At 47.4% G+C, this 23,065-nt stretch carries 18 protein-coding genes and 8 tRNA genes; 6 read left to right on the top strand and 20 right to left on the bottom strand.

Going from position 1 to position 23,065, the window contains the following annotated elements; translation table 11 throughout:
- Both MJO46_RS03410 and MJO46_RS03405 read right to left on the bottom strand, forming a co-directional pair.
- The coding region (locus MJO46_RS03410; protein ID WP_253988117.1) for a DUF4158 domain-containing protein at positions 1–1,034 on the bottom strand (1,034 nt) is incomplete at its 3' end.
- 28 nt (positions 1,035–1,062) lie between these two features.
- Positions 1,063–2,295, bottom strand: a complete 1,233-nt coding sequence (locus tag MJO46_RS03405; RefSeq protein WP_253988116.1) for a site-specific integrase — start codon at positions 2,293–2,295, stop codon at positions 1,063–1,065.
- A gap of 242 nt (positions 2,296–2,537) precedes the next feature.
- Between MJO46_RS03405 and MJO46_RS03400 the strand changes: the two genes are divergently transcribed.
- Entirely contained in the window at positions 2,538–3,542 is a 1,005-nt protein-coding gene (locus tag MJO46_RS03400) for a DNA-binding protein (RefSeq protein ID WP_253988115.1), read from the top strand.
- Positions 3,543–3,924: 382 nt separating this feature from the next.
- Here MJO46_RS03400 and nth read toward each other — a convergent pair whose 3' ends face one another.
- The 13 genes from nth to MJO46_RS03335 form a co-directional block, all read right to left on the bottom strand.
- Positions 3,925–4,554, bottom strand: coding sequence for an endonuclease III (gene nth, locus MJO46_RS03395; protein WP_253988114.1), 630 nt, complete (start codon positions 4,552–4,554; stop codon positions 3,925–3,927).
- A gap of 73 nt (positions 4,555–4,627) precedes the next feature.
- Positions 4,628–5,326: an electron transport complex subunit E gene (locus MJO46_RS03390; RefSeq protein WP_253988113.1), complete on the bottom strand. Its 699-nt coding sequence runs from the start codon at positions 5,324–5,326 to the stop codon at positions 4,628–4,630.
- Positions 5,319–5,957: an electron transport complex subunit RsxG gene (rsxG, locus tag MJO46_RS03385; protein ID WP_253988122.1), complete on the bottom strand. Its 639-nt coding sequence runs from the start codon at positions 5,955–5,957 to the stop codon at positions 5,319–5,321. Before rsxG ends, MJO46_RS03390 begins: the two co-directional genes overlap by 8 nt.
- Positions 5,958–6,040: 83 nt before the next feature.
- A complete protein-coding gene (gene rsxD / locus MJO46_RS03380; RefSeq protein WP_253988112.1) occupies positions 6,041–7,090 on the bottom strand; it encodes an electron transport complex subunit RsxD in 1,050 nt (349 codons plus the stop codon).
- A gap of 95 nt (positions 7,091–7,185) precedes the next feature.
- The gene (gene rsxC, locus MJO46_RS03375; protein ID WP_253988111.1) at positions 7,186–9,558 is read right to left on the bottom strand and encodes an electron transport complex subunit RsxC; all 2,373 of its coding nucleotides are present in this window, start codon (positions 9,556–9,558) and stop codon (positions 7,186–7,188) included.
- 3 nt (positions 9,559–9,561) lie between these two features.
- Positions 9,562–10,143 carry an electron transport complex subunit RsxB gene (gene rsxB / locus MJO46_RS03370; protein WP_253988110.1) on the bottom strand — a complete coding sequence of 194 codons (582 nt, stop codon included), beginning with the start codon at positions 10,141–10,143 and terminating at the stop codon, positions 9,562–9,564.
- A 1-nt stretch (position 10,144) separates the two neighbouring features.
- The gene (rsxA, locus tag MJO46_RS03365) at positions 10,145–10,723 is read right to left on the bottom strand and encodes an electron transport complex subunit RsxA (RefSeq protein ID WP_037458575.1); all 579 of its coding nucleotides are present in this window, start codon (positions 10,721–10,723) and stop codon (positions 10,145–10,147) included.
- Positions 10,724–10,848: 125 nt separating this feature from the next.
- Positions 10,849–12,753, bottom strand: a complete 1,905-nt coding sequence (locus MJO46_RS03360) for a GGDEF domain-containing protein (RefSeq protein ID WP_253988109.1) — start codon at positions 12,751–12,753, stop codon at positions 10,849–10,851.
- Between the two features lie 199 nt (positions 12,754–12,952).
- Positions 12,953–13,028: transfer RNA gene (locus MJO46_RS03355), tRNA-Asn, on the bottom strand.
- Between the two features lie 51 nt (positions 13,029–13,079).
- Positions 13,080–13,155: transfer RNA gene (locus MJO46_RS03350), tRNA-Asn, on the bottom strand.
- Positions 13,156–13,198: 43 nt separating this feature from the next.
- Positions 13,199–13,274 (bottom strand) — tRNA-Asn (locus tag MJO46_RS03345).
- A 30-nt stretch (positions 13,275–13,304) separates the two neighbouring features.
- Positions 13,305–13,380 (bottom strand) — tRNA-Asn (locus tag MJO46_RS03340).
- Between the two features lie 50 nt (positions 13,381–13,430).
- Positions 13,431–13,506 (bottom strand) — tRNA-Asn (locus MJO46_RS03335).
- 1,022 nt (positions 13,507–14,528) lie between these two features.
- Here MJO46_RS03335 and uvrB point away from each other — a divergent pair.
- Positions 14,529–16,535 carry an excinuclease ABC subunit UvrB gene (gene uvrB, locus MJO46_RS03330; RefSeq protein ID WP_253988108.1) on the top strand — a complete coding sequence of 669 codons (2,007 nt, stop codon included), beginning with the start codon at positions 14,529–14,531 and terminating at the stop codon, positions 16,533–16,535.
- 129 nt (positions 16,536–16,664) lie between these two features.
- Here uvrB and rrtA read toward each other — a convergent pair whose 3' ends face one another.
- Positions 16,665–17,258 carry a rhombosortase gene (gene rrtA, locus MJO46_RS03325; protein WP_253988107.1) on the bottom strand — a complete coding sequence of 198 codons (594 nt, stop codon included), beginning with the start codon at positions 17,256–17,258 and terminating at the stop codon, positions 16,665–16,667.
- The gene (queC, locus tag MJO46_RS03320) at positions 17,255–18,004 is read right to left on the bottom strand and encodes a 7-cyano-7-deazaguanine synthase QueC (protein ID WP_253988106.1); all 750 of its coding nucleotides are present in this window, start codon (positions 18,002–18,004) and stop codon (positions 17,255–17,257) included. Before queC ends, rrtA begins: the two co-directional genes overlap by 4 nt.
- A 175-nt stretch (positions 18,005–18,179) precedes the next feature.
- Between queC and queE the strand changes: the two genes are divergently transcribed.
- Positions 18,180–18,848 carry a 7-carboxy-7-deazaguanine synthase QueE gene (queE, locus tag MJO46_RS03315; protein WP_253988105.1) on the top strand — a complete coding sequence of 223 codons (669 nt, stop codon included), beginning with the start codon at positions 18,180–18,182 and terminating at the stop codon, positions 18,846–18,848.
- A gap of 272 nt (positions 18,849–19,120) precedes the next feature.
- Here queE and MJO46_RS03310 read toward each other — a convergent pair.
- The 3 genes from MJO46_RS03310 to MJO46_RS03300 form a co-directional block, all read right to left on the bottom strand.
- A tRNA-Tyr gene (locus MJO46_RS03310) sits at positions 19,121–19,205 on the bottom strand.
- 106 nt (positions 19,206–19,311) lie between these two features.
- Positions 19,312–19,396 (bottom strand) — tRNA-Tyr (locus MJO46_RS03305).
- 40 nt (positions 19,397–19,436) lie between these two features.
- Positions 19,437–19,521: transfer RNA gene (locus tag MJO46_RS03300), tRNA-Tyr, on the bottom strand.
- A gap of 125 nt (positions 19,522–19,646) precedes the next feature.
- Between MJO46_RS03300 and MJO46_RS03295 the strand changes: the two genes are divergently transcribed.
- The 3 genes from MJO46_RS03295 to MJO46_RS03285 all read left to right on the top strand — a co-directional run bounded on the left by MJO46_RS03295 (position 19,647) and on the right by MJO46_RS03285 (position 23,017).
- Entirely contained in the window at positions 19,647–20,135 is a 489-nt protein-coding gene (locus MJO46_RS03295) for a VC2046/SO_2500 family protein (RefSeq protein WP_253988104.1), read from the top strand.
- A gap of 211 nt (positions 20,136–20,346) precedes the next feature.
- Positions 20,347–20,634, top strand: coding sequence for a DUF406 family protein (locus MJO46_RS03290; protein WP_253988103.1), 288 nt, complete (start codon positions 20,347–20,349; stop codon positions 20,632–20,634).
- A 199-nt stretch (positions 20,635–20,833) separates the two neighbouring features.
- Positions 20,834–23,017: a GGDEF domain-containing phosphodiesterase gene (locus MJO46_RS03285; protein ID WP_253988102.1), complete on the top strand. Its 2,184-nt coding sequence runs from the start codon at positions 20,834–20,836 to the stop codon at positions 23,015–23,017.
- Positions 23,018–23,065: the final 48 nt, after the last annotated feature.

Genomic DNA, 23,065 nt, shown 5'->3' with positions numbered 1-23,065 from the left:
GCGATACGGCTACTCGCATTACCAGGCTCTTCTAAGGCAAGCACCACATCTCGAAAATTACTGATCAATTCGTCCGCTTGTTTTTGTTTCTGCAGAATATACTGTTGTAGACTTTGTTGAGCGCTATTTTCGAGATCTCTAACCTGCTTGATGAACAGTTCGGCGACATCATCAAGTGCTTTTCCATGTTGACTGCGAATAAGGATCACCGCTAATGCATAACGTTTATTAGACGTTAAGTCCCGCATTTCTTGAGCATCCAGTGCTCGAGCCTCCAACATAAACTGCTGAAACTTGGTAACGGGAATCGCCAGGGTTGGCATTTGACTTTCTAAATCGCGTAACCACTCCACATGTTGCAAATAGCTGCGCACTTCTTTGTTGGTCGGCTTTCTCGGTTCTCGTTTTAGTTGCTGCCAGTGAGAGTACACACCAGCACTGTTTGATTGCCAAAGTTGATCTAGTTTAGATTTTGTCGATTGGCTTAAGGATTGGCAGATCTGCCGATAGTACGCATCATTGACTTGTCGACGTACTGTTCTTGCTAGCTTTTCCAATACGGTAAGCCCAGGAAATTCAAAACAGTGATGGGCCAGTTCTTCTAACATCACATTGATGATATCAGTAACGGTTTCTTTGGTTTGTGCTGCACAATATGCCACATTTTTTAACCAAGAACGTTCTGCCGAAGAGAAGGGCTTTACACCAATGTGTGAGCGGATCATCGCGAGGTGCCGTTGTCGCGTTCCTGACTTATCATATCGTTTCCAATCAGAGGGCTTTGGTACCCAAATAATACCTGCCACTTTTCTGATGTGTTCAATGATCTGATCGGGACAATCGATAGGAGAGATAAAATAGCCAAGACGTTGAAAGAGCTTTAACTGCACCAAGAAGCCTAGGCGGTGTAAGGGATTATGCAGGATTTTACTTAACACAAGCTCATTTTCACTGGGATGATATCGTTGCGATAACACGTTGTATGAGAAGTAGGTTTCTAATCGTGGGTAAGCAGTATTTTCAGCAGTCTTCATAGAAACTCCCTTTCGTTAGTCAATCTGGCTAATCCCAACGTCGGCCGCTTTCATGGTGGACGATTGCCGCTTCCAACATGTATTGATGATCAGTCGCGATACTGTGCATTCGATCCAATAGTTCATCCGCTACTTCATCGAGATCTGCATCCACATATTCAGAGGATAATTGGAGCTGGTAATGGTGTTCATCAATGGTCTTCAGTGCGCCAAAGGCCTTCAACGCAAAGCGTTCTAATTTAAGTCTCACCGTTCTTTCGTTTGGCGATTTATCATGAAAACGCGATAAGCACAGCTGGACGTCCACAATGGTCATTAGTAGGGGGAGAGTAGCTGCGTGCGGTGTAGATGGTTGCAGTTGTTCTGGCGTAAAGGGGGCTCTCACTTCGATATAACGCATTGCTGATTGCGCATCTCTCCAGCCGACATACTCCATTAATTGCTTTAGTGACCATTGCTGCTGCGTTGCCCATGAGGCAAATCCCCGCCGTAATGAATGACTGCTATAGAGGTGAGAGTGACAGATCCCCGCTTGCGCCATTAGCTTTCGCATAAGCGGTAAGATACTGGATGGCCGCAAACTTTCAGAACTCATTTGCCCCCAACGATTAATACCGCGAAAGACCGGACCAGCGGTTAACCCTGAAAGGGCTAACCATTCTTGGTAAGCTTGCACGGGGCATAAGCGTTGTAAGGCGGGGGTACGATATTCCCGACCTTGATTGGTGCGGTCTGATTTAGAACGGGGTAAGTAAATGCTCATCCCTTGAGTAGGCGCGAGCTCGATATGTTCAATGACCATACGACAGAGTTCATCACTGCGGAATCCTCGCCAAAAACCCATGAGTAACAGCGTCTTATCGCGAGTGGCTTTTAAGGCGAGCAGTGGATCATTACTGTGCTGCGTTTGCTCCAAATAGCCACAGATCTGCGTAAGTTCATCAATGGCCAGCGGCTTGGCCTGTCGAGTTCTTGCCGGGTGGATCTCGCGTATGCCTTTAAAGACTTTTCGCACCAGTGGAGATTTCGTTGGATCCACAAATCCCTGCGACACATGCCATTGCCCGAGCGCAGTCAACCGCAGCCGTAGTGTGCTATGTGAAAGCACGTCAGCATAGTGAGCAAGATAACGGGCCACTTGCTCTGATGTGGTGGGCAGCATGCCCCCCCAATCAACTTCGAAGTGCTCAATGGCTGCTTGGTAACTGCGGCGGGTATTGTCCCGTGTTGCTGCTTCAATATAGCGTTCTACATCACTCATGTTAGATTTTTCAGTACACCACTTAGTACACATAAGAAAAGCAGCCTAGCACATTTTTCAACGGCTGTTTTTTGAACAACCTCTATTACGTACCAACTGGCTCCATCAAATCAAGCTTTTTTGTGATAAGAGTAGATAACTCAGGATTATCTACTCTTATAAACTAAATAATATTTGTCTTTTAAATATTACATATTAGTATGTAATTACATGGTACGTAATACAGTATGAAAGGTGGCAATATGGCACGTGGTGGCATAAGTAAAGAAGCGGTTGAGCAGGCAAGAAATGCACTATTGGCGCGAAGAGAGTCAGTATCCATCGACGCGATACGTATTGAATTGGGGAATACTGGTTCTAAAACCACAATCCATCGCTACCTCAAGGAATTGGAGGAGGCTGAAGGTAACACGCAGCTCACAACGTCATTAAGCGAAGAACTCACCTTTATCGTTGAAAAAATGTCGGGCCGTTTGTTACAAGAAGCGAATGAAATCATCGAGAACGAACGCGTGCAGCATCGAGAAGCAATAACGGTAAGAGACGAACGCTATGAACAACTACGCCAAGAACTACTAGAAACTCAATCTCATCGGGATGAATTAATGGGTAAGCTTCAGCAGCAAGAGCATGAAAACAAAGCGCTCAAAACGAATATCGATACTCAGAAGCTGACAATCGAAAGACTGAAGACCAATGAAGAAGCCATGTTATTACGACTTGCCGATAAAGATCAGCAGATAGCCTCATTAGAAGAAAAGCATACACAGTCACGCTCAGCGCTTGAACACTACCGTCATTCCGTTAAAGAACAGCGAGAGCAAGAGCAACATCGCCATGAATCGCAAGTACAACAACTGCAGCTTGAGATTAGAGCGCTAAACCAGCAGTTAACTACTAAACAGTTGGAGAATGCTACGGTACAAAAGCAATGTGCTAGGTTAGAAACTCAGCTAGAGGGGACATCAGCACAGCTGCAAAAAGCAGAAGTATCATTGTCCGCAATGACCAAAGTGAAGCTAGCTTTAGAGGCGGAAAACCATTCATTCAAGCAGCAGATAAGCGCTGTGGAAGATAGGTATCAACACGCAACATCTCGAATTAATTTGTTAAACGCGCAACTCGCAGAGCAGACTGACAAGAACGACGTACTTATCATTGAAGTACAATCGTTGAAATCTACTGCCAATGCACAGAAAGACATTATGGACAGATGGTTCATTGAATTGAAGGGGGCCGATAATTAGAATCGTTCAATATCTAAAAATAACAACTAATTAAGCCCGATTTGGCGGGAATTTCCAGAATCCCGGCGGAACCTCAGAATGACATTGACTGTTTTGAGGTGTGTGATCTCGTTTTGGAAAGTGGGGAGTTATGATTGTCGTTTAGGTAAGCATTCAGGAACAAGCAGCATGGGGAGGCCGCCGTTCCTAACCACAACTGGAAACGAAGCGCCTTTGATATCCTTATATATCCTAACTTGAACATTATCCCTCAAATTATTCATTACATAACTAGATGCCACTTATACATAAATTAACCATAGTTGGCATTTTGATTTTGTAAAGGTAAAAAAACAGATCCCATAAGGAATCTGTTATACGAACTAAGTCTGATTCTTTACTTTTATTTTGGTGGAGAGTACTCGCACAAATCTTCAATAATACAGCTGCCACAGCGGGGTTTGCGGGCAAGGCAAGTGTAACGGCCATGCAGGATAAACCAGTGGTGGACATCGACTTTAAATTCGGCGGGAACGACCTTTAACATACGTTCTTCCACTTCGACCACGTTTTTGCCGGGGGCAAATTTAGTGCGATTGGCGAGGCGAAAAATATGGGTATCTACAGCGATAGTCGGCCAACCAAAGGCGGTATTGAGCACCACATTGGCGGTTTTACGGCCAACACCGGGAAGGGACTCGAGGGCTTCTCTGTCTTCTGGCACTTCGCCATTGTATTTTTCGATCAAGATCTCGCAGGCTTTGATCACATTGACGGCCTTGTTGTTATAAAGGCCAATCGTCTTGATATATTCCTTTAATCCTTCCACGCCTAGGGCATAGATACTGTGGGCGGTATTGGCGACAGGAAACAATTTATCCGTCGCCTTATTCACGCTCACATCGGTCGCCTGGGCCGATAAGGTTACCGCCACAAGTAATTCAAAGGGACTGGAGAAATTAAGCTCAGTTTCGGGTTTGGGATTGTTTTCACGCAGGCGGGTGAGAATTTGGATGCGTTTTTCTTGATTCATAGTGATCCTTGTAAGTCGGTGGGTTTAACGCTAAACCCACCGCTTAAGCTGTTATCTCAATGAGTGGACTGGCTCAACTCACTTTCGTGATCCGCGCCCGTGTCACGCTTGGCTGCACCGCCGCTTCGGGCTGGCGCTCTTTGAGCTTTTTATCGATCACATTTTTAAGGGCGATAAGCAGGCCCATCACGATAAAGGCGCCCGGTGGCAACATGGCCAGCAGGAAGGGCGTTTCCACTTGCCATAGGTGTATGGTTAACGATTTTGCCCAAGGGCCGAGCAGCTGATCGGCGCCATCAAACAGTGTGCCTTGGCTTAGAATCTCCCGGGTCGCACCTAACAGGGCAAGCACTAAGGTAAATCCTAGCCCCATCATCAGGCCATCGAAGGCGGCGCTAAAGGCGTTATTACGGGAAGCAAATGCCTCGGCGCGGCCGATGATAATGCAGTTGGTCACAATTAGCGGTAAGAAGATCCCCAAGGACAAATACAGTCCATAGGCATAGGCATTGATCAACAGTTGTACTGTGGTGACTAGGGCGGCAATGATCATCACAAACACAGGAATACGGATCTCCTTGGGCACATAATCGCGCACTAGAGAGACTAAAATATTCGAGCCAATCAGCACTAACATAGTGGCTACCCCGAGTCCAAGGGCGTTGGTGAGTGTGGCGGTGACGGCAAGTAATGGACATAAACCTAATAGTTGCACTAGGCCAGGGTTATTTTTCCACAGTCCTTGCCAAGCAATATCACGATAATTACTCATGGTTGGTCTCACAATTCAGTGGTTGGCTGAAAATCTGTGTTTGATTTTGGTTAAAATACCATAGCGCCCGTTTGACCGCTTTGACATAGGCGCGTGGGGTAATAGTGGCGCCAGTAAATTGATCAAAATCGCCGCCGTCTTTTTTCACTAACCATTGTTTGTCGTCTTCTGAGCCGAGGACCTTACCGACAAACTGCGTTACCCAATCGGATTTACGTAACTCGATCTTATCACCCAGCCCTGGGGTTTCTTGGTGGGAAAGCGTGCGAACCCCTAATACTTCCCCTTGGGTATTGATCCCGACAATCAACTTGATATTACCGCTATAACCATCCGGTGCTATGGCCTCGATGGCGATTGCCACGGGTTTACCCGCAGCGGTGGCAATATAGGCGGGCATAGGCTCATCAGTGCCCAAGGCCTCTTTGTTCTGTAGCAGAGTGCAATGCGCCGTCAGTTCATTATCGTGGATTTCATCGGGGATCAATTGGTGCAATACCCGCATTAATTCCTGTTGCTCTTGCTGTTTTATTTGGTCAAAGGTTTGTTGATTGACAACGGCAACGAGGCCGGTGCAGATCAGGGCAAACAGTGCCAATAAAAAACCATTTTTAATCATCGGATTGTTCAACATTCTTTCCTTTAGCTTATATCTCTTGCCCGCGGAATGACTCTTCTTAGCTTACAGAATGCCCCCTAACTTACTGAATGACCCTAGTTTACAGAATGACCATAGGTACGAGGACGGACGTAATAGTCGATAAAAGGGGCGCACAGATTCGCCAGTAATACGGCAAAGGCGAAGGCATCGGGATAACCGCCCTTAGTGCGGATGATATAGACCAACACCCCAATCAGGGCACCGAAAATAAGCCGTCCACGGGGACTGGTGGCTGCGGTAACAGGGTCGGTCGCAATAAAGAATGCCGCTAACATAGTCGCCCCAGAAAATAAGTGGAATAGGGGATTCGCTTGGGTGTCTGGGGACAGTAAAAAGCCAACACTCGATGCCACAAATAGCCCTAACAATACCCCAGTGCTGATATGCCAGCGGATCGCTTTCAGTTTAAGTAACACTAGGCCGCCAGCAAGATAAGCTAAATTTACCCAGAACCAACCTACACCAGTACTGCCATCAAAAATGGCCTTGCTCATACTTTCAGTGCTAGTTAATCCCATGGATAAATCGGTTTTTAGGGTATCGAGTGGCGTCGCCATACTGATGCCATCGATCCCTAAACGGAATTGATCCATATTCACATGGGCGCCCATATTAAAGATAAGTTGTAGGCTATCGAGCAGGCTAGGTGAATGCAGCGCTATGGTACTCGGAGCTATCCAAGTGGTCATTTGTAGTGGGAAAGAAACTAACAGCAGCACATATGCCGCCATGGCTGGGTTAAACAGGTTATGGCCTAAACCGCCGTAGAGGTGCTTGACGATCAGGATGGCAAAGGCTGTGCCCATCACTATCATCCACCAAGGGGCCAGTGGTGGGATGGCGACACCAATTAACATCGCTGTCAGCATAGCGCTATTGTCGCTAAGGCTGGCTTTGATGCTGCGATGACGCAATTTCATCACCGCAGCCTCACAGCTTAAGGCCACAATAATTGCCAGTAGCACTTGAACGAGCGTGCCCCAACCAAAAAAGGCACATTGCACCACAAGGCCGGGGAGTAAACATAAAATCACCCTTTGCATAACCGTCGAGGTATGCAAATTACGGGTAACATGGGGTGATGAGGCTATTTTAAACGCCATTCTGATCCCTTTTATCTAATCTTGAGTCGCTAATCTTTAAGTTACTGATTTTTAAATCATTGATTCTTCTGTCACTGATCCGTATATCAGTTGAGCTATTCATTTGAATCACTCGTCGCATCCGCTTCCCTTGCCACTTTTTTCGCCTTTGCCTTGGCAACGGCTGCCGCTATCCTGACTTTTTTTAGCGCGTCTGCGTCCTCTGCCGGCAGTATTGCATTGACCTCTACCACAGTTTGAGTCGCAGTGACTGGCTCTACTGGCGTGTTATCGACTGTGCTATCCGTGTCTGTTACGGCAAGTGTTGAGTCCGCCAGCGCGGCTTTTTTCGCTTTTGCTCGGGCGACGGCGGCAGCGACTCTGGCTTTTTTATCATCCTCAGGACTCAGTGCAGCTGTGCTTGGTTCAGGCTCTGCGGCAGGTGTCTCCACAGTTTGAGCTTTAGTTGCTGTAGTTGCTTTAGTTGCTTGAGTCTCTAATGTTTGATCTTCGCTTAGCATATTACTCTGCTGGGCCGCTTGCTTGGCTTTAGCACGGGCAACGGCAGCGGCGATTTTGGCCTTTTTATCGTCCTCAGTGTTCGAGCCTACCGCATTGGGTTCAGTGTGGTTTGCCTCCAAGGGGGGCGTTTCACTAGCGTTAGCACTCTGCTGTGCGGCTTTCTTGGCCTTAGCTCGGGCAACGGCGGCGGCGACTTTATCCTTTTGCGATAAAGGTGCTGCGCTGTTGGCCTCGGCGTCAGTGGTCTCACCAGTATTAACAGAACTGGCATTAACAGAACGGGTCGTTACTGAGCTGGTATCAGCATCGGCCTGTGCGGCTTTTTTTGCCTTAGCGCGGGCGATGGCGGCGGCAACGACGGCTTTTTCCTTCGGCACTTCATCGGTTACGGCTGCGGGAGTGATTGCCGTGTCGCTTGATGCCTGCGCCGCAGCGGCTTTTTTTGCGGCGATACGGGCCATTGCCTCGGCGACGGCATTTTTATCTGTGCCCGTCATAGTGGCTTGTCGCCGCTCAGCGGCTTCTTTGGCTTTCGCTTCGCGGGCGAGTTTTTCTTCCTCTAGGCGATGTAAGCGTGCTTCGAAGCGGTGCTTAGCCCGTTCTGCCTGCTGTTTTTCATCGGCGGCTTGTTTGAGTGCCGATTTTGCAATGCGGTAGTATTCCACTAAGGGAATATCACTCGGACACACATAGCTACAACAACCGCATTCAATACAATCCTTTAGATTGTAACTCGCGGCCTTATCATATTCCTCGGCTTTGGCATGCCAAAACAGTTGCTGGGGTAACAACAGTGCAGGGCAGGCATTGGCGCATTCACCACAGCGAATACAGGCTTTTTCTTCTGGTGTCGTGCCAATCTCTTGGCTACTCGGCACCAAAATACAGTTAGTACCCTTTAAAATCGGCACTTGGATAGTCGGCAGTGCATGGCCCATCATAGGCCCGCCAATAATAACCTTTTGCTGTGGCTCTGGCTTAAACTCGGTGGTGCTGAGCACGTGCTCAACGGGTGTACCTATGGGCAACCAATAATTGCCGGGTTTACCGACATTTTGCCCTGTGACGGTAACGACCCGCTCAATCAGCGGTTTACCTTGAGTGACTGCTTGATGAATCGCAAAGGCGGTACCGACGTTATGTACAACTATCCCAAGTTTGGCGGGAATGGCCCCCGAAGGCACTTCGCGGCCAGTGATGATCTGAATCAGCTGCTTTTCACCGCCCGAGGGATATTTAGTCGGGATAACCGTTACTCGCACTGTGCCTGCAGGGATTGAGCTCTGCTTGACCGCCTGCTGCATAGCGCTAATGGCTTCGGGTTTATTGTCCTCGATGGCGATAACGATGCGTTTTGGCGTTAATAAGCGATAAATTATGCCTATGCCTGCCAAAATATCCTGACTATATTCGCGCATTAATCTGTCATCGGCGCTGATATAGGGTTCACACTCGACCCCATTAATGATGACTAAATCGATTTCACTGACAGGATTGAGTTTGATATGGCTCGGAAACGCCGCGCCGCCCATGCCTGCAATGCCAGCGGCATGGATTTTCTCAATGATCTGTTGATCGCTCAGGCCTTCAAGCTCGCTTGGGGCTAACTCGCACCAGGTATCTTTACCATCGGCGGCAATCACGCAGGTATTGACCGGCAGTGCGGATGCATGATTACTGGCTCTGGGCTCAATGGCAATCACAGTGCCTGAGGTGGGCGCATGTACGGGCAAATGCCAAATAGAAGTGCCATGGGTTAATGGCATGCCCTTTAGTACTTTATCGCCGACCTTCACCGCAAGAGTGCAGTTTTCGCCGACCTGTGGCACAGGCACTAAATATTCCTGCGCTAAGGGCAACTGTCCTATCGGCGTTGTATTGGAGAGGAATTTGACTTCGGGGGGATGAATACCGCCGGGTGAGCGCCAAAGGGTTCCTTTATCTAATTGATCTAATAAAGTTAGCACCGCTTATCCTCTCTTTTCTTCGTGCTGGCTCTCTTGGATAAGAGTCACGGGAATCGCATTTAAACGCCAATTCCAGTTTTTCAGATTTTGGGTCACAGGGATCATATCAATACAGTCGACGGGGCAGGGCTCAACGCAGAGATCACACCCTGTGCAATCTGTGGTCAGCACGGTATGCATTAATTTGCCCGCACCTATAATGGCATCCACGGGGCAAGCCTGAATACATTTAGTGCAACCAATACATTCATCTTCGCGGATGTAGGCCACTTTTTTAACTTGAGACTGTGCTTCCGCATTGAGTGGCTCGGGATCGACACCCATCAGGCTCGCCAGCTTTTCCATGGTGGCAGTGCCGCCTGGAGGGCATTTATTGATTTTATCGCCATTGGCAATGGCTTCAGCGTAGGGACGACAGCCGGGGTAACCACATTGGCCGCATTGGGTCTGTGGCAAAATGGCTTCGAGCTCATCGACAATGGGATTGCCTTCAACCTTAAATTTAAGGGCGGCAAAACCGAGTAACACCCCAAAGACCAAGGCCAGTAGGGTCAACAATACGACTGCAATTACAATGGTGGACATCTTACTTAACCAATCCTGTAAATCCCATAAAGGCCAGCGACATCAGGCCCGCGGTGATCATGGCAATGGCGCCGCCCTTAAAGGGTAAGGGCACATCTGCGGCGGCTAAGCGTTCACGCATAGCCGAGAAGAGAATTAACACTAAAGAGAAGCCCACCGCCGCACCAAAACCGTAGATAGCCGATTGAATAAAATCGTGTTTTTCATTCACATTAAGCAGAGCTACACCCAATACCGCGCAGTTTGTGGTGATAAGCGGCAAATAAATACCGAGTGCACGGTGCAGCGTCGCGCTGGTTTTTTGGACGACCATTTCAGTAAATTGCACGACAACGGCAATCACTAAAATAAAACTCATCGTGCGCAAATAGCTCAGATCAAAGGGGAGTAATAGGTATTGATTCACGAGATAACTGAGTATCGAGGCTAAGGTCAACACAAAAGTGGTGGCCATAGACATACCAATCGCGGACTCCAATTTACTGGAGACCCCCATGAAAGGACATAAACCTAAGAATTTCACTAAAACGAAATTGTTGACCAGTACAGTGCTGATCAACAACAGGAGATATTCACTCATCTCAATACTTGTCTAAACGGATCTTGGCCGTATTATCGACTTTTCCGTTTGTATAAACAACATATAGAATGCAGGGTTAACCATCTTTACTGTAAATATTGGCGATGAATTAACCGAGTGTACAATTATACTTGGTCGCTAATAGTCAATGCCTGAGGCTGGGCAATATAATAGCCCTGTAGGCCATCGACTAAGAGTTTTTCGAGGGTTAATTTTTCCTCTTGCCGTTCGACACTGGTTGCTATCACGCGAATGCCAATACGTCTGGCGACATCCACCATCATGCGCACGAAAAATTTATTATTGTTATCTTCATCAATGGCGTTGGAATAGCTACCATCGAGCTTGATGTAGTCTGGGCGCACCTCGTGGAAGAATTTGAAGGAGGTGAAGTTCATGCCAAAACGCTCGACAGAGACCCTAGAACCCACACTGTGTATTTCACGGACAAATTTGAAGCTGGCCCCTAAATTGGCCTGCAGACCCGACTCGTTGATCTCAAATACTAAACGAGAGGCGATAGATTTATGCTTGCCTAAAATATCTTTTAGCCAGCCAACAAAGAGTTCTTGATGGGCTGAATACGCACTAATATTGATGCCGAAATTGCCGCTAATGGTGGGATTTTCCTTAAGCATTTTTAATGTGCTGATCACCACTAATTTATCTAATTCCGTACTTAAGCCGTGGCGTTCGGCCATGGCAATCACTGTGGTAGTTGGCAAAAATTTGCCTTCACTATTATAGAAACGGGCCAACAGCTCGCGGTAAACCTCAACATCGTTGCGACAGGGCTGGATCGGCTGTTGATAGAATCTCAAGGCTTGGCGATTGATGAGCTCCAGGATCGCCAGCTTCCAACGGTCATCGCCAAACTGCTCATCACCGTTGAGTTTTTCTTGAATATGATAGCAATTGGGCCCCAAGGTTTGGGCAATACTCACCGCAGTATCGGCAAGGGTGAGTAGGGTAACGGGATTGACCCCTTGCTGATAGGGGACTAAGCCAGTGTGCGCCGTGGACTCGGTCTTGATGAGCAACTGATATTCATCGAGAAAAATTTTGAGCTGTTCTAAAAACTTAGGTCCATCCTTCAGCACAACATCGGGAATGAATACGGCAAAATCGGCGCTCGAAATACGAAAACATTCGGCATCTGGGTATTTTGAACAGGCCTTACGAATACAATTGGCCACGTTAGATAAATATTCATCCCCTGCGGTGCGCCCCTGTAACTGGTTAACATGGGCAAGTTCAGTGGCCTTTACCATCGCTAGCAGGCCCAATTGGGGCACGCTGGGCTGACTAATGCTCTCTAATTTACTGGTGAACGGTGGGCGACTACCAAAACCAGTAATAGGATCTTGATAGGCGGCCCTATGGAGTTTTTCGTTTTCCTGGGTGAGCTTATCTAATTGGGTTTTAAGTTGAGTACGACATTCTTCTAACGCCAGCTTTATCGGACTCATCTCACCGGAGAGTTTGGATGTGGCAATGGCGGAAAAACTCATATCAGGAAGATGGGAAATATACTGGGCGGCATAACCAATAGCGGCTTTCATCCTCGCCATTAACACCATAAAAATGACGAGTAAAATCAAATAAATCACTAACAGCATTAGTCCAAATGTCTCAGTGTTACTAATGGCCTCTTCGATGGCTTGGTTGGCGCTGAGTTTGACCTGTAAGCGGCCCGTCGCTATTTTTTGGGTATGGGCTAAGTTAAGGGGAAATAAGCCCGCGAGTGGATGGTTATCCTTCGCCGTGAGGCTGCCCTCGGTATGATTAAGCTCGCCATCGGTATCATCCACATACTGAAAAAATAGGAACCGATAATCACTCGATAACAGCCGATACAGCTCTGCACCACTGCCTTGCCACTGGGCAAAATCGCCAAGATGTTTTTTAAAATCGTCGAGTTCTTGCTGTTGCTGGATTTGTAATTGGCTATTCTGGCTTTGATAAACCCAGCCAAATAGCGCCAAAAAGATCAGTAATAAAAAGACGGGATATGATTTTGACATGGCCATAAAAAATCCGCTCTCAACGTATGCGAGTACAAAGATAGCTGAGCTCCTGTGATGCAACTACGCTATCTGTGTGATGACACTCAGAATTTTGGTTAATAAATTGATCACAGTGTAACTGTATTTGTTTTAAAACAGAAATTAAAAAGACAATGCAAGGAGCTAAACAACAGGGAGGTAAATAGGAGATTTTGCGAAAGATTGGCTCCCCTGACTGGACTTGAACCAGTGACATACGGATTAACAGTCCGCCGTTCTACCGACTGAACTACAGGGGAGTAGAGGGTGCGATATTGCTATCGACTTTATAACATATGACTAGCTTAAAATGGCTCCCCTGACTGGACTTGAACCAGTGACATACGGATTAACAGTCCGCCGTTCTACCGACTGAACTACAGGGGAATCGAGGTGCGATATTGCTATCGACTTATAAGCTTGCTTAAAGTGGCTCCCCTGACTGGACTTGAACCAGTGACATACGGATTAACAGTCCGCCGTTCTACCGACTGAACTACAGGGGAATCATTTTAACGCTGCAGTGATATAGTAAGTGGCTCCCCTGACTGGACTTGAACCAGTGACATACGGATTAACAGTCCGCCGTTCTACCGACTGAACTACAGGGGAATCGTGATTACTCTTACTGCTTGTTCCTACGCACCAACACTCGTTGAAAGTGGCTCCCCTGACTGGACTTGAACCAGTGACATACGGATTAACAGTCCGCCGTTCTACCGACTGAACTACAGGGGAATCGTTTCACACAGTCGTATTGACTCGTTGAGAACGGAGCGCATAGTAAAACGCTCTGTGGGATGAGTCAACTCGAGTTACTAAAAAAAGTGTAATTATGCTGTTAAGTGCTCATCTAATGTGCATCGTGGTGTAGAAATCAGCATTTTGATGAAGAAATAACTTAACTTTTCGCAAGATAGCGTTTCTTGCTGTGGATGTTTGTTGGCTTAGGGCAGGTAAAAACAGCGCGGCCTTAGGCCTACTAAAACGCTGCGCCGCTCGAAGCTAGGCGCAAGCATTGATAGTCTAGCTACTAAATAGCCGTTTCTTATTATGCTAGATCGCAGGATATTGCTATACGATGTTCACCATGGCCTAGAGGGCCTGCTACCTACTCAGTTGGTACTATAAAGTAAGCTCCATTCGAAACGGCTATTTAGCATTCTTACCTGAGGCAACTCGTCCTCACGGAGCTTAATCCATGGCATGATTTTGATCTAAAGGTCATGGATACAAGTAGCAACATTTATCAAATGTAATTAAATTACCAAATGTTGCTTTGGTGTTGTTTAGGGGGCGAGCAGTGCTCAATCCCGCATGGATCCTAGGTTATTCTGACTTATCAACAAAATCTGTGGATAACCCTGTGGGTTGTGCTTTAAAACAGGCGTCAAAGCCTTGTGGTATGGGCGATGGACTTAAATTGCACTATTTTGGCAGCCAAAAAATAAAATCAATAAATACAATGTGATAGCAAAAGCAATCGCTATTTTATTTGGTCCTTATTTAGGTTGCAATTTTGTAATAGAGTAAAAGCCCACTCTTGTGTATTAAATTGCCATTTCTACTGCGTTTTAGGGTGTTTTTTGGCCAGTTTTAGCCTCAAAAAACTGTGGTCAAAAAATTTCATTTTCCATCCATAAAATTGTCATCTTGTGACGGTATTGGGAGCCGCTATTAGTATATTGCGCCGATAACTGCTGGAGCTTAATGGGCGACTTGATTAGAATGGGGACGGCTAACCACAAGGATATGTACGAGTGTCAGAATCTGTTTTTCAGCTTGAATCACAATTTGCCCCCGCGGGGGATCAACCCACAGCTATCGCGAAATTAGTCGATGGTCTAGAGTCGGGGCTGGCTTGCCAAACCTTGCTCGGGGTCACGGGTTCGGGTAAAACCTTCACCATTGCGAATGTGATTGCCAAATTAGGGCGGCCAACCATTATTATGGCGCCGAATAAAACCCTTGCAGCACAGCTTTATGGCGAGATGAAGGAATTCTTCCCCCATAATGCGGTGGAGTACTTTGTCTCTTACTACGACTATTACCAGCCTGAAGCCTATGTACCCGCATCGAATACCTTTATTGAAAAAGATGCCTCTGTGAATGCCCATATTGAGCAGATGCGGCTCTCGGCAACTAAGGCGCTGTTAGAACGTAAAGATGTGGTACTGATCGCTTCTGTCTCGGCTATCTACGGTTTGGGTGATCCCGATTCTTACCTCAAAATGCTCCTGCATCTTCGCCAAGGCGATACTATGGGGCAACGGGATATTCTTAAGCGGTTGAGTGAACTGCAATATACGCGCAACGATATTGAATTGCAGCGCGGTACTTTCCGCGTCCGTGGTGAAGTGATTGATATTTTCCCCGCCGATTCCGATCGTTATGCCATTCGCGTCGAGTTATTTGACGATGAAATTGAGCGTTTAAGTGAATTTGATCCCTTAACGGGGCAGATCATCAAACGCATTGCTCGCACGACGGTTTATCCTAAGACCCACTATGTGACGCCGCGGGAAAAAATTATTGCTGCCACTGAGTTCATTAAAGAAGAACTGCGCGAGCGTAAACAGTATCTACTCGATAACAATAAGTTAATTGAAGCCCAGCGTATTCATGAACGGGTGCAATACGATGTGGAGATGATGGTCGAGCTGGGTTACTGCTCTGGCATCGAAAACTACTCCCGTTATCTGTCGGGCCGTGCCCCGGGCGAAGGGCCGCCAACACTACTGGATTATTTGCCCGCCGATGGCTTGCTGATCATCGATGAATCCCATGTCACAGTGCCGCAAATCGGCGCTATGTATAAAGGGGACCGTTCCCGTAAAACGACCTTAGTGGAATACGGTTTCCGTTTGCCATCGGCACTGGACAATCGGCCACTGAAATTTGAAGAGTTTGAGCAGCTGATGCCGCAGACCATCTATGTGTCTGCGACGCCTAATCCCTACGAGCTTGAAAAGAGCGGCGGCGAGATTGTTGAGCAGGTCGTGCGCCCGACAGGCCTGTTAGATCCCGAGTTGGAAGTGAGGCCCGTTGGCATACAAGTCGATGATTTATTATCGGAAGTCGCTAAGCGGGTCGCCGTTAATGAGCGGGTATTAGTCACGACGTTAACCAAACGTATGTCGGAGGATTTGACCGAATATCTCGACGAGCACGGGGTAAAAGTGCGCTATTTGCACTCGGATATTGATACGGTCGAGCGGGTTGAGATCATCCGCGATCTGCGTTTAGGCAAGTTCGATGTGCTGGTTGGGATTAACCTGCTGCGTGAGGGCTTAGACATGCCAGAGGTCTCCTTAGTGTGTATTTTGGATGCCGATAAGGAAGGTTTCCTGCGCTCCGAGCGTTCGCTTATTCAGACCATTGGCCGCGCAGCTCGAAATGTGAATGGCAAGGTCATCCTCTATGCGGACCGGATCACCAACTCTATGGCAAAGGCGATGGGTGAAACTGAGCGCCGCCGTGAACGGCAGCGTGCCCATAACTTGAAACATGGAATTGTGCCTAAAGGGGTAGTGAAACGGATCACCGATGTGATGGATGTCGACGATGGTCGTGATAGTAAAGCGGTTTATGGCAGAGTCGCCGAGTCAAAACCTAAACATTATCATGCAGATGCTGCGCAACTAAGTCACGATATCGATAAGCTAGAAAAGAAAATGCATGAACATGCCCGCAATCTAGAATTCGAGCAGGCGGCAGCCGTGCGTGATGAAGTCAAACGCTTAAGGGAATTATTAATCACCGCCTAAGAGCTTTGAAACTGAGCAAAGGTGAAGTGTGTCCATAACAGTGTAAAAAGCCGCTTTCCAATAGGGAGGCGGCTTTTTCATTGGCTGAACTTATGTTGCCATGTAACCTTGCCATGCAGCGCTGCCATGTTATTTTGCCACTTGAGGTGCCCATTTCCCTGCGAGGTACACGCCAAGCGCGCAGATCAGGCCGCAGATCAAACCCACTAAGTGTGACTCAGTGGCAACCCGTGCTCCTATCATGGCAGTTACATCGGTACTGGCACCATAAAATTGTTCATGGCCCACTTTAACCATCACGCCTAATAGTAAAAGATAACCCGAGCGCATTCGACACTGAATATCTCGCACCGCACCATAGGCAAATAGGCCGTGCAGCATGCCGCTTAAGCCGACATAACCCAGCAGCTGCGGATACCCAAGGTATAAACCTAGACCCTCGAGTAAACACAATAGGGCAAATAAACCACTTAAGCCTTTAATGCCATAGTGGAAGTGATGCAAAAAGAGCACAATCCACAGCCCCGCAAGGTTCATCAAGAGGTGCCAATGGTTGGTATGCAGTAGGTTCCCGGTGACGAGTCGCCACCATTGGCCATCTGCAATGGCACTGCGTCGATAGGGCAGTAGTTCATCGATAGTGGGCGTAGCCAGCCCTGCGAAGTACAAGCCTACACAGAGCAAACTGACGACCAATGTTACCCAGTAGGGACCAAGTTTCACGCTTTGGGCTCGTTTTTTTCACTGGCTTGCGCAAGCGAAGCCATAACCGCCGCTTTATTCTGTAGATAGTCATCTAATCCACGTTTGCGAAGATGACAGGCAGGACAATCGCCGCAACCATCGCCTATCACGCCGTTATAGCAGGTGAGGGTATGGTGGCGCACGAGATCGAGTTGTTGATATTTATCCGCCAGCGCCCAGGTTTGCGCCTTATTAAGCCACATCAGCGGGGTGACTATTTGGAGTTTTTTGTCCATCCCCTGTACTAGGGCCGATTCCATGGCTTTGACAAAATCGTTGCGGCAATCTGGATAGCCAGAAAAGTCGGTTTCGCACACGCCAGTGATAATGGCATCCGCACCCAGTTGATAGGCGTAAATGCCCGCTAGGGTTAAAAACAGAATATTGCGCCCGGGCACAAAAGTATTAGGCAGGCCATTTTCCATTAATTCGTGTGAAACGGGGATCGCATCGCGGGTGAGGGCCGATATAGCTAACTCATTGAGTAAACTCACATCCATCACTTTATGGCTGGTGATGTTTAGACGTTTTGCGAGGGATTTTGCGACTTCAATCTCTTCGCGGTGACGTTGGCCATAGTCGAAGGTGATCCCATGGACTTCATCGTATTGGGTGAGGGCCTGAATAAGACAAGTGGTTGAATCTTGTCCACCACTGAATACCACGACAGCCTTTGATACCGCCGCTGTTGACCCTAACGCGTTTGCGCCTAATTTGCTTGCCATAAACCGATCACCGTTCACTGAACTGAACACAAAAAAAGAGGCCGCTAGTGTAACTCAGGCATTAGGGCTTGAAAACTCTTTGCTCCCAGCGCCGCGCCTGAGTTTGCAGTGTAAAAACTTGCAGCTTGGCTTAAAATCCTCTATAACTGCCGCCCCAGAAAAATGGAACGCCAGCATGAACTATCCCGTCAACGAAGTCTTTGAAACCATTCAAGGTGAAGGTGTCTTTACCGGTGTACCCGCCATATTTGTGCGCCTACAAGGTTGCCCCGTGGGATGCGCTTGGTGCGATACTAAACAGACTTGGGATGTCCTTGAGGTCAATAAAGTTGCCCCAGAACAAGTGATTACCGTGGACGGCACCGTTGGCCGCTGGGCAAATCATACTGCCCAGAGCCTTATCGCGGCCTTTAATGCTAAGGGGTTTACTGCGCGCCATATAGTGATCACCGGCGGCGAGCCTTGTATGTACGATTTACGAGACTTGACCGAAACCTTACACGGCCTTGGCTTTGCTACCCAAATTGAAACCAGTGGTACCTTTGAAGTGCTCTGCGACGACAGCACTTGGGTCACGGTTTCACCTAAGGTGAATATGAAGGGCGGTTATCCAGTCTTGCCACAGGCCCTTAATCGTGCCAATGAAATTAAGCATCCTATCGCCACCGAGAAACATTTAGATGAGCTAGATGAACTATTGAAAGGTATCGATATTTCATCCAAGACCATCTGCCTGCAACCGATTAGCCAAAAGCCCAGAGCGACGGAACTGGCGATGAAAACCTGTATAGCCCGCAATTGGCGCTTATCTATCCAAACCCATAAGTATTTAAATATCGATTGATGCCAAAGTGTTAGCCTAGATCTATAAAAAACGCTCCATATATATGGGGCGTTTTTTATATTAAAGCCTGCGGGGACTAAAAATATTGATGAGTTATGGTATGGCTGAATGGAGCCGTATTCTAATACGTTAATTTAGTTAGATTAAGATGATGGCGGAAGATTGGCGGTTTTACTGCTGCAGCGTTGGGCATTTAATACAGATCTAGGCAATAAAAACGAGAACTAGGGGACACACTAAAAGGGGGAATACATTCACTAGATAGTAAGAAATGGTGGAGGGAGAAGGATTCGAACCTTCGAAGGCTGAGCCGTCAGATTTACAGTCTGATCCCTTTGGCCACTCGGGAACCCCTCCACAAAACTTTCTTTTACAAACGCTTAAACATTTGGCCGTGTTTAAGTTTACCGCAGATTAACTCACATCACTGAAATCAACACCACACATGGCGATTGGGACAAGATGGTGGAGGGAGAAGGATTCGAACCTTCGAAGGCTGAGCCGTCAGATTTACAGTCTGATCCCTTTGGCCACTCGGGAACCCCTCCACGAATATCTCAATCGTTGTCGTGCTTACTTCAGTGCAAATGGTGGAGGGAGAAGGATTCGAACCTTCGAAGGCTGAGCCGTCAGATTTACAGTCTGATCCCTTTGGCCACTCGGGAACCCCTCCTCAATTGCGGCCGCCATAGTAGTCAGAAACCTTTTGCATGTAAAGGGCCAAGATAAAAATTTTCCTAAAGTTATGTCTCAACTGGTCGATTAACTAACAACGAATTGTTTTAATGATGTTTTTTTATGCATATTGATGTTCCTTTAGTCAACGAAGCCCAAATCGGCACCCGCTTAAATGCGGCGATAGAACACAACAGGCGGGGAGAGTTCGCCCTGTTGTTGTCTTTGTTGTCGGCCGACGCTCGGGACATGGCGCAGTTTCAATGGCAAAAAGAGCTTGATACGGCACAAAAATTACAACGTCAGTTTGAACTCCCGCCCAAACAGCCCTTATTGGCGGACTTATCCTTAGGTGAGCCTATAGTCGATAATAGCCCGCTTTTTAACGAAGCTGGGGCGAGGGCATTTCAATTACAACAGGCAATATGCCCAGAGGCCTTGGTTATCCGTGGTGGAGAATCGATGGCGATGGCCGAAGTGCTTAGCAACTGCGACTTGAACACTCAATTACGTCAACGTGGGCAACTCACATCCCCTAAGATTGATATTATGCACTTTGCCGATCAATTAGCGATCCAGCGTAATTTAGTTCCCCTATTAGCTACTGCTTGAGTGGGTTCAATAACTACAACTTTCACCCTAAATCGCCATTAGTGGCATTTATTAACTTAATGCATCTAACAAGCGTGAGCTAAACCTGAGTCTGTTTAGTCTAGATTGCCTATAATAATGGCAAATTATCCCACGCTTGCAGACCTAATCCTCTAAACGGATTGCTGGCTTAGCCTAGCGTGAACACTTTGACTCTAAAGAGGAATGTTTAATGAAAGGTATTATCGCGGCCCAGGCCCACACAGTGAATGACACATGTACAGATTGCGGTAGCTTTGTCGATATTGGCGCTGTCATCGATGAACACGATACCCTGTTAGAATTGCAGTTTAACGGCGTTAACGCCCAAAGTGATGCCGAGGCGATGGCCAAGCGAGCTAAGGCGCGTTTTAGCCAAACCCAGGCAAAGACGATGCCGACGGATTCTGGCGTGAGTTTACAGTTAACCTTTGATGTCAGCGCCGAAAAAATGATTTTTCAGTTAGAAAATGGTCTGTAATTGCTCCTATCGCTATGATGCAATAGTGATTTAATTTGTAATTAAATATGCTCGATATTGCTGTGTTGAACGAAGATAGTGTAATCTGCTTCGACAAAAAATAAGCATATATTGGCTCAATTAATGCGCTTTTCCCGATAAAGTGCATTAGTCGCAGCAGTACAGTAGTTACCCAACACGAAGTTTTGTAGGGATCAGCGTGAAGCGACGTCAACATCAGTATTTATTCGAGTCTTTAGTACATTCGGCGGCTAAACAGCAGGGCGATTTTACTAAGACCGCAGAGTTAGCGACAGAGTTGTTGTGCCAGAATTTAGCGGTGTCCTTGGTGTCGGTATGGCTATTTTCCGCCGATCAGCAAACCCAATCTTTGGTGGCTCAATTTGGATCTATGATGTTGCAAGAGGTACATAGACCTCACTTGCTCAAGGATTGCCCCCATTATCTGCAGGAACTCAAAAACCACCGTCATATCGATGCGGGTAATACCTTAGTTGATCCGCGCTTAAGTGAGTTGGCTGGGGTTTATTTTGAACCAAGGCAAGTGCTCTCTAGCCTCGATGTTGGGATCCGCATCAATGGTCACCTTGAAGGCGTACTCTGCATCGAACGCGCCCACTTAACCCACCATTGGCACGATAGTGAAATTCACCTCGCCAGCCAAATGGCCGACCAATTAGCCCTCACCTTAGCCACTAAATACACCTACGATAAAGAAGAGCGCCTTAGCCTCTTTCGCTGTGCAACCGAGCAATCGCGACAAATGAGTATGTTGATCAATCTGCATACGGAAAAGGTCGAATACGTGAACCAAGCCCACGCGGATATTACCGGTGTGTTGCGGGATAAGAGCATAGGCTCGAATCTGCGGGAACTTGCAATATTTAAGCAGCACAGTGAACTGGCCGAGCACACCCTTGCACAAATTTACCGTGGGGAGCAGGCCAAGGGGGAAGTGCAGTTTAGCCGTGTGGACGGCAGCCGTTATTGGCTTAAATTTGTTGTTAGTCAGTTTATTACCGACCGTGGCAACCACTACGCCTTAGTGTCGGGGGAAGAAAGTACCGATGAACACAATTATAAGGCGGAACTCGAGCGTTTAGCCTGGCGCTGCAGCTTGACGGGACTCCATAATCGTAGTCATTTCAATCGAGTGTTAGAACGTACAACGGAGGGGTTGCTGCTCCTTGTCGATCTGGTTGGATTTAAGCGTTTTAACGACACCTACGGCCATGAGAATGGCGACAGTCTATTAATTGAAATTGGGCGGCGCTTAAAACATTTTTCTGAGGTCAATAAAGCCACTGAAATTGCCCGAGTCGGGAGTGATGAATTTGCCGTGCTACTGACGGACAGTCAGGCCGTTTATGATCTCGACTATTTCAGTACGCGTTTATATCAACATTTAGCCATGCCTATATTGATCGGGCGCGAGCAAATAGAGCCTAAACCCGCTTTAGCCGTGGTCGATATTGCCTCCGTGGCTAATTTATTCGCACCTTTAACCTGCGCAGATATTGCCGTGCAATACGCGAAAAAGAAAAAGGGCACAGCAATTCAAGTATTTAACAGCACGTTACTCAGTGCTTTTAAGGAAGATGCACAAATTGAGCGCGATCTGCACAGTGCCATTCGTGGGCGGCAGTTTGAGCTTTATTATCAACCCCTAAGGGATCTTGAGCAGCAAACCTACATAGGTGCCGAGGCGTTGATCCGTTGGCATCACCCGAAAAAAGGGGTGCTTTACCCTGGGGCATTTATCGATATCGCCGAGCAATCGGGGATGATTAACGCGATTGGTAGTTGGGTGCTTGAGGCGGCTTGTCGGCAGTTAAATCTTTGGCAGCACCATAACCCCGATCTGAGCATGCATGTGAATGTGTCTGCGCGGCAATTCTTTAGTGGCAATTTGTACGAACAGGTGTGGCAATTACTGACTCGCTACCGCTTGAAGCCCAAAACCTTGATCCTCGAAATTACTGAAACAGAGTTAATGGGCGATATTCGCCATGCAACTATACTGTGCCAAGAGTTAGCCGAGTTAGGTGTTGGATTGGCTATCGACGATTTTGGCACTGGCTACAGTTCGATGCGTTACTTAAAACAGTTCCCGATCAGTAAGTTGAAAATAGACCGCTCCTTTATCTCAGATCTAACGGTAAGCCGTGAGAGCCGTGAAATTGTGTCCGCGATTATTGCTATGGCGAGCGCGCTGAATATTTCGTTAACGGCAGAGGGGGTTGAAACTTCGGAGCAGGAGGACTTTTTGGCCAAGAGTCTATGTCACCAGGCACAGGGGTATTTGTACAGTCCTGCACTGCGAGAGCCAGAGTTTGCCCAGTTTTTATTGTCGGCGAAAAGCACGCCTATGGTGACGCACTAACTATTCGCCTCAATACAGCCTAATACTGGGTATTAAAAGTGATTAGCA

The sequence above is a fragment of the Shewanella sp. KJ2020 genome, from assembly GCF_024197625.1.
Classification (GTDB): Bacteria; Pseudomonadota; Gammaproteobacteria; order Enterobacterales; family Shewanellaceae; genus Shewanella.
Note: the sequence above shows the minus strand (reverse complement) of the source record. Positions and strands in the feature narration are given on the sequence as shown.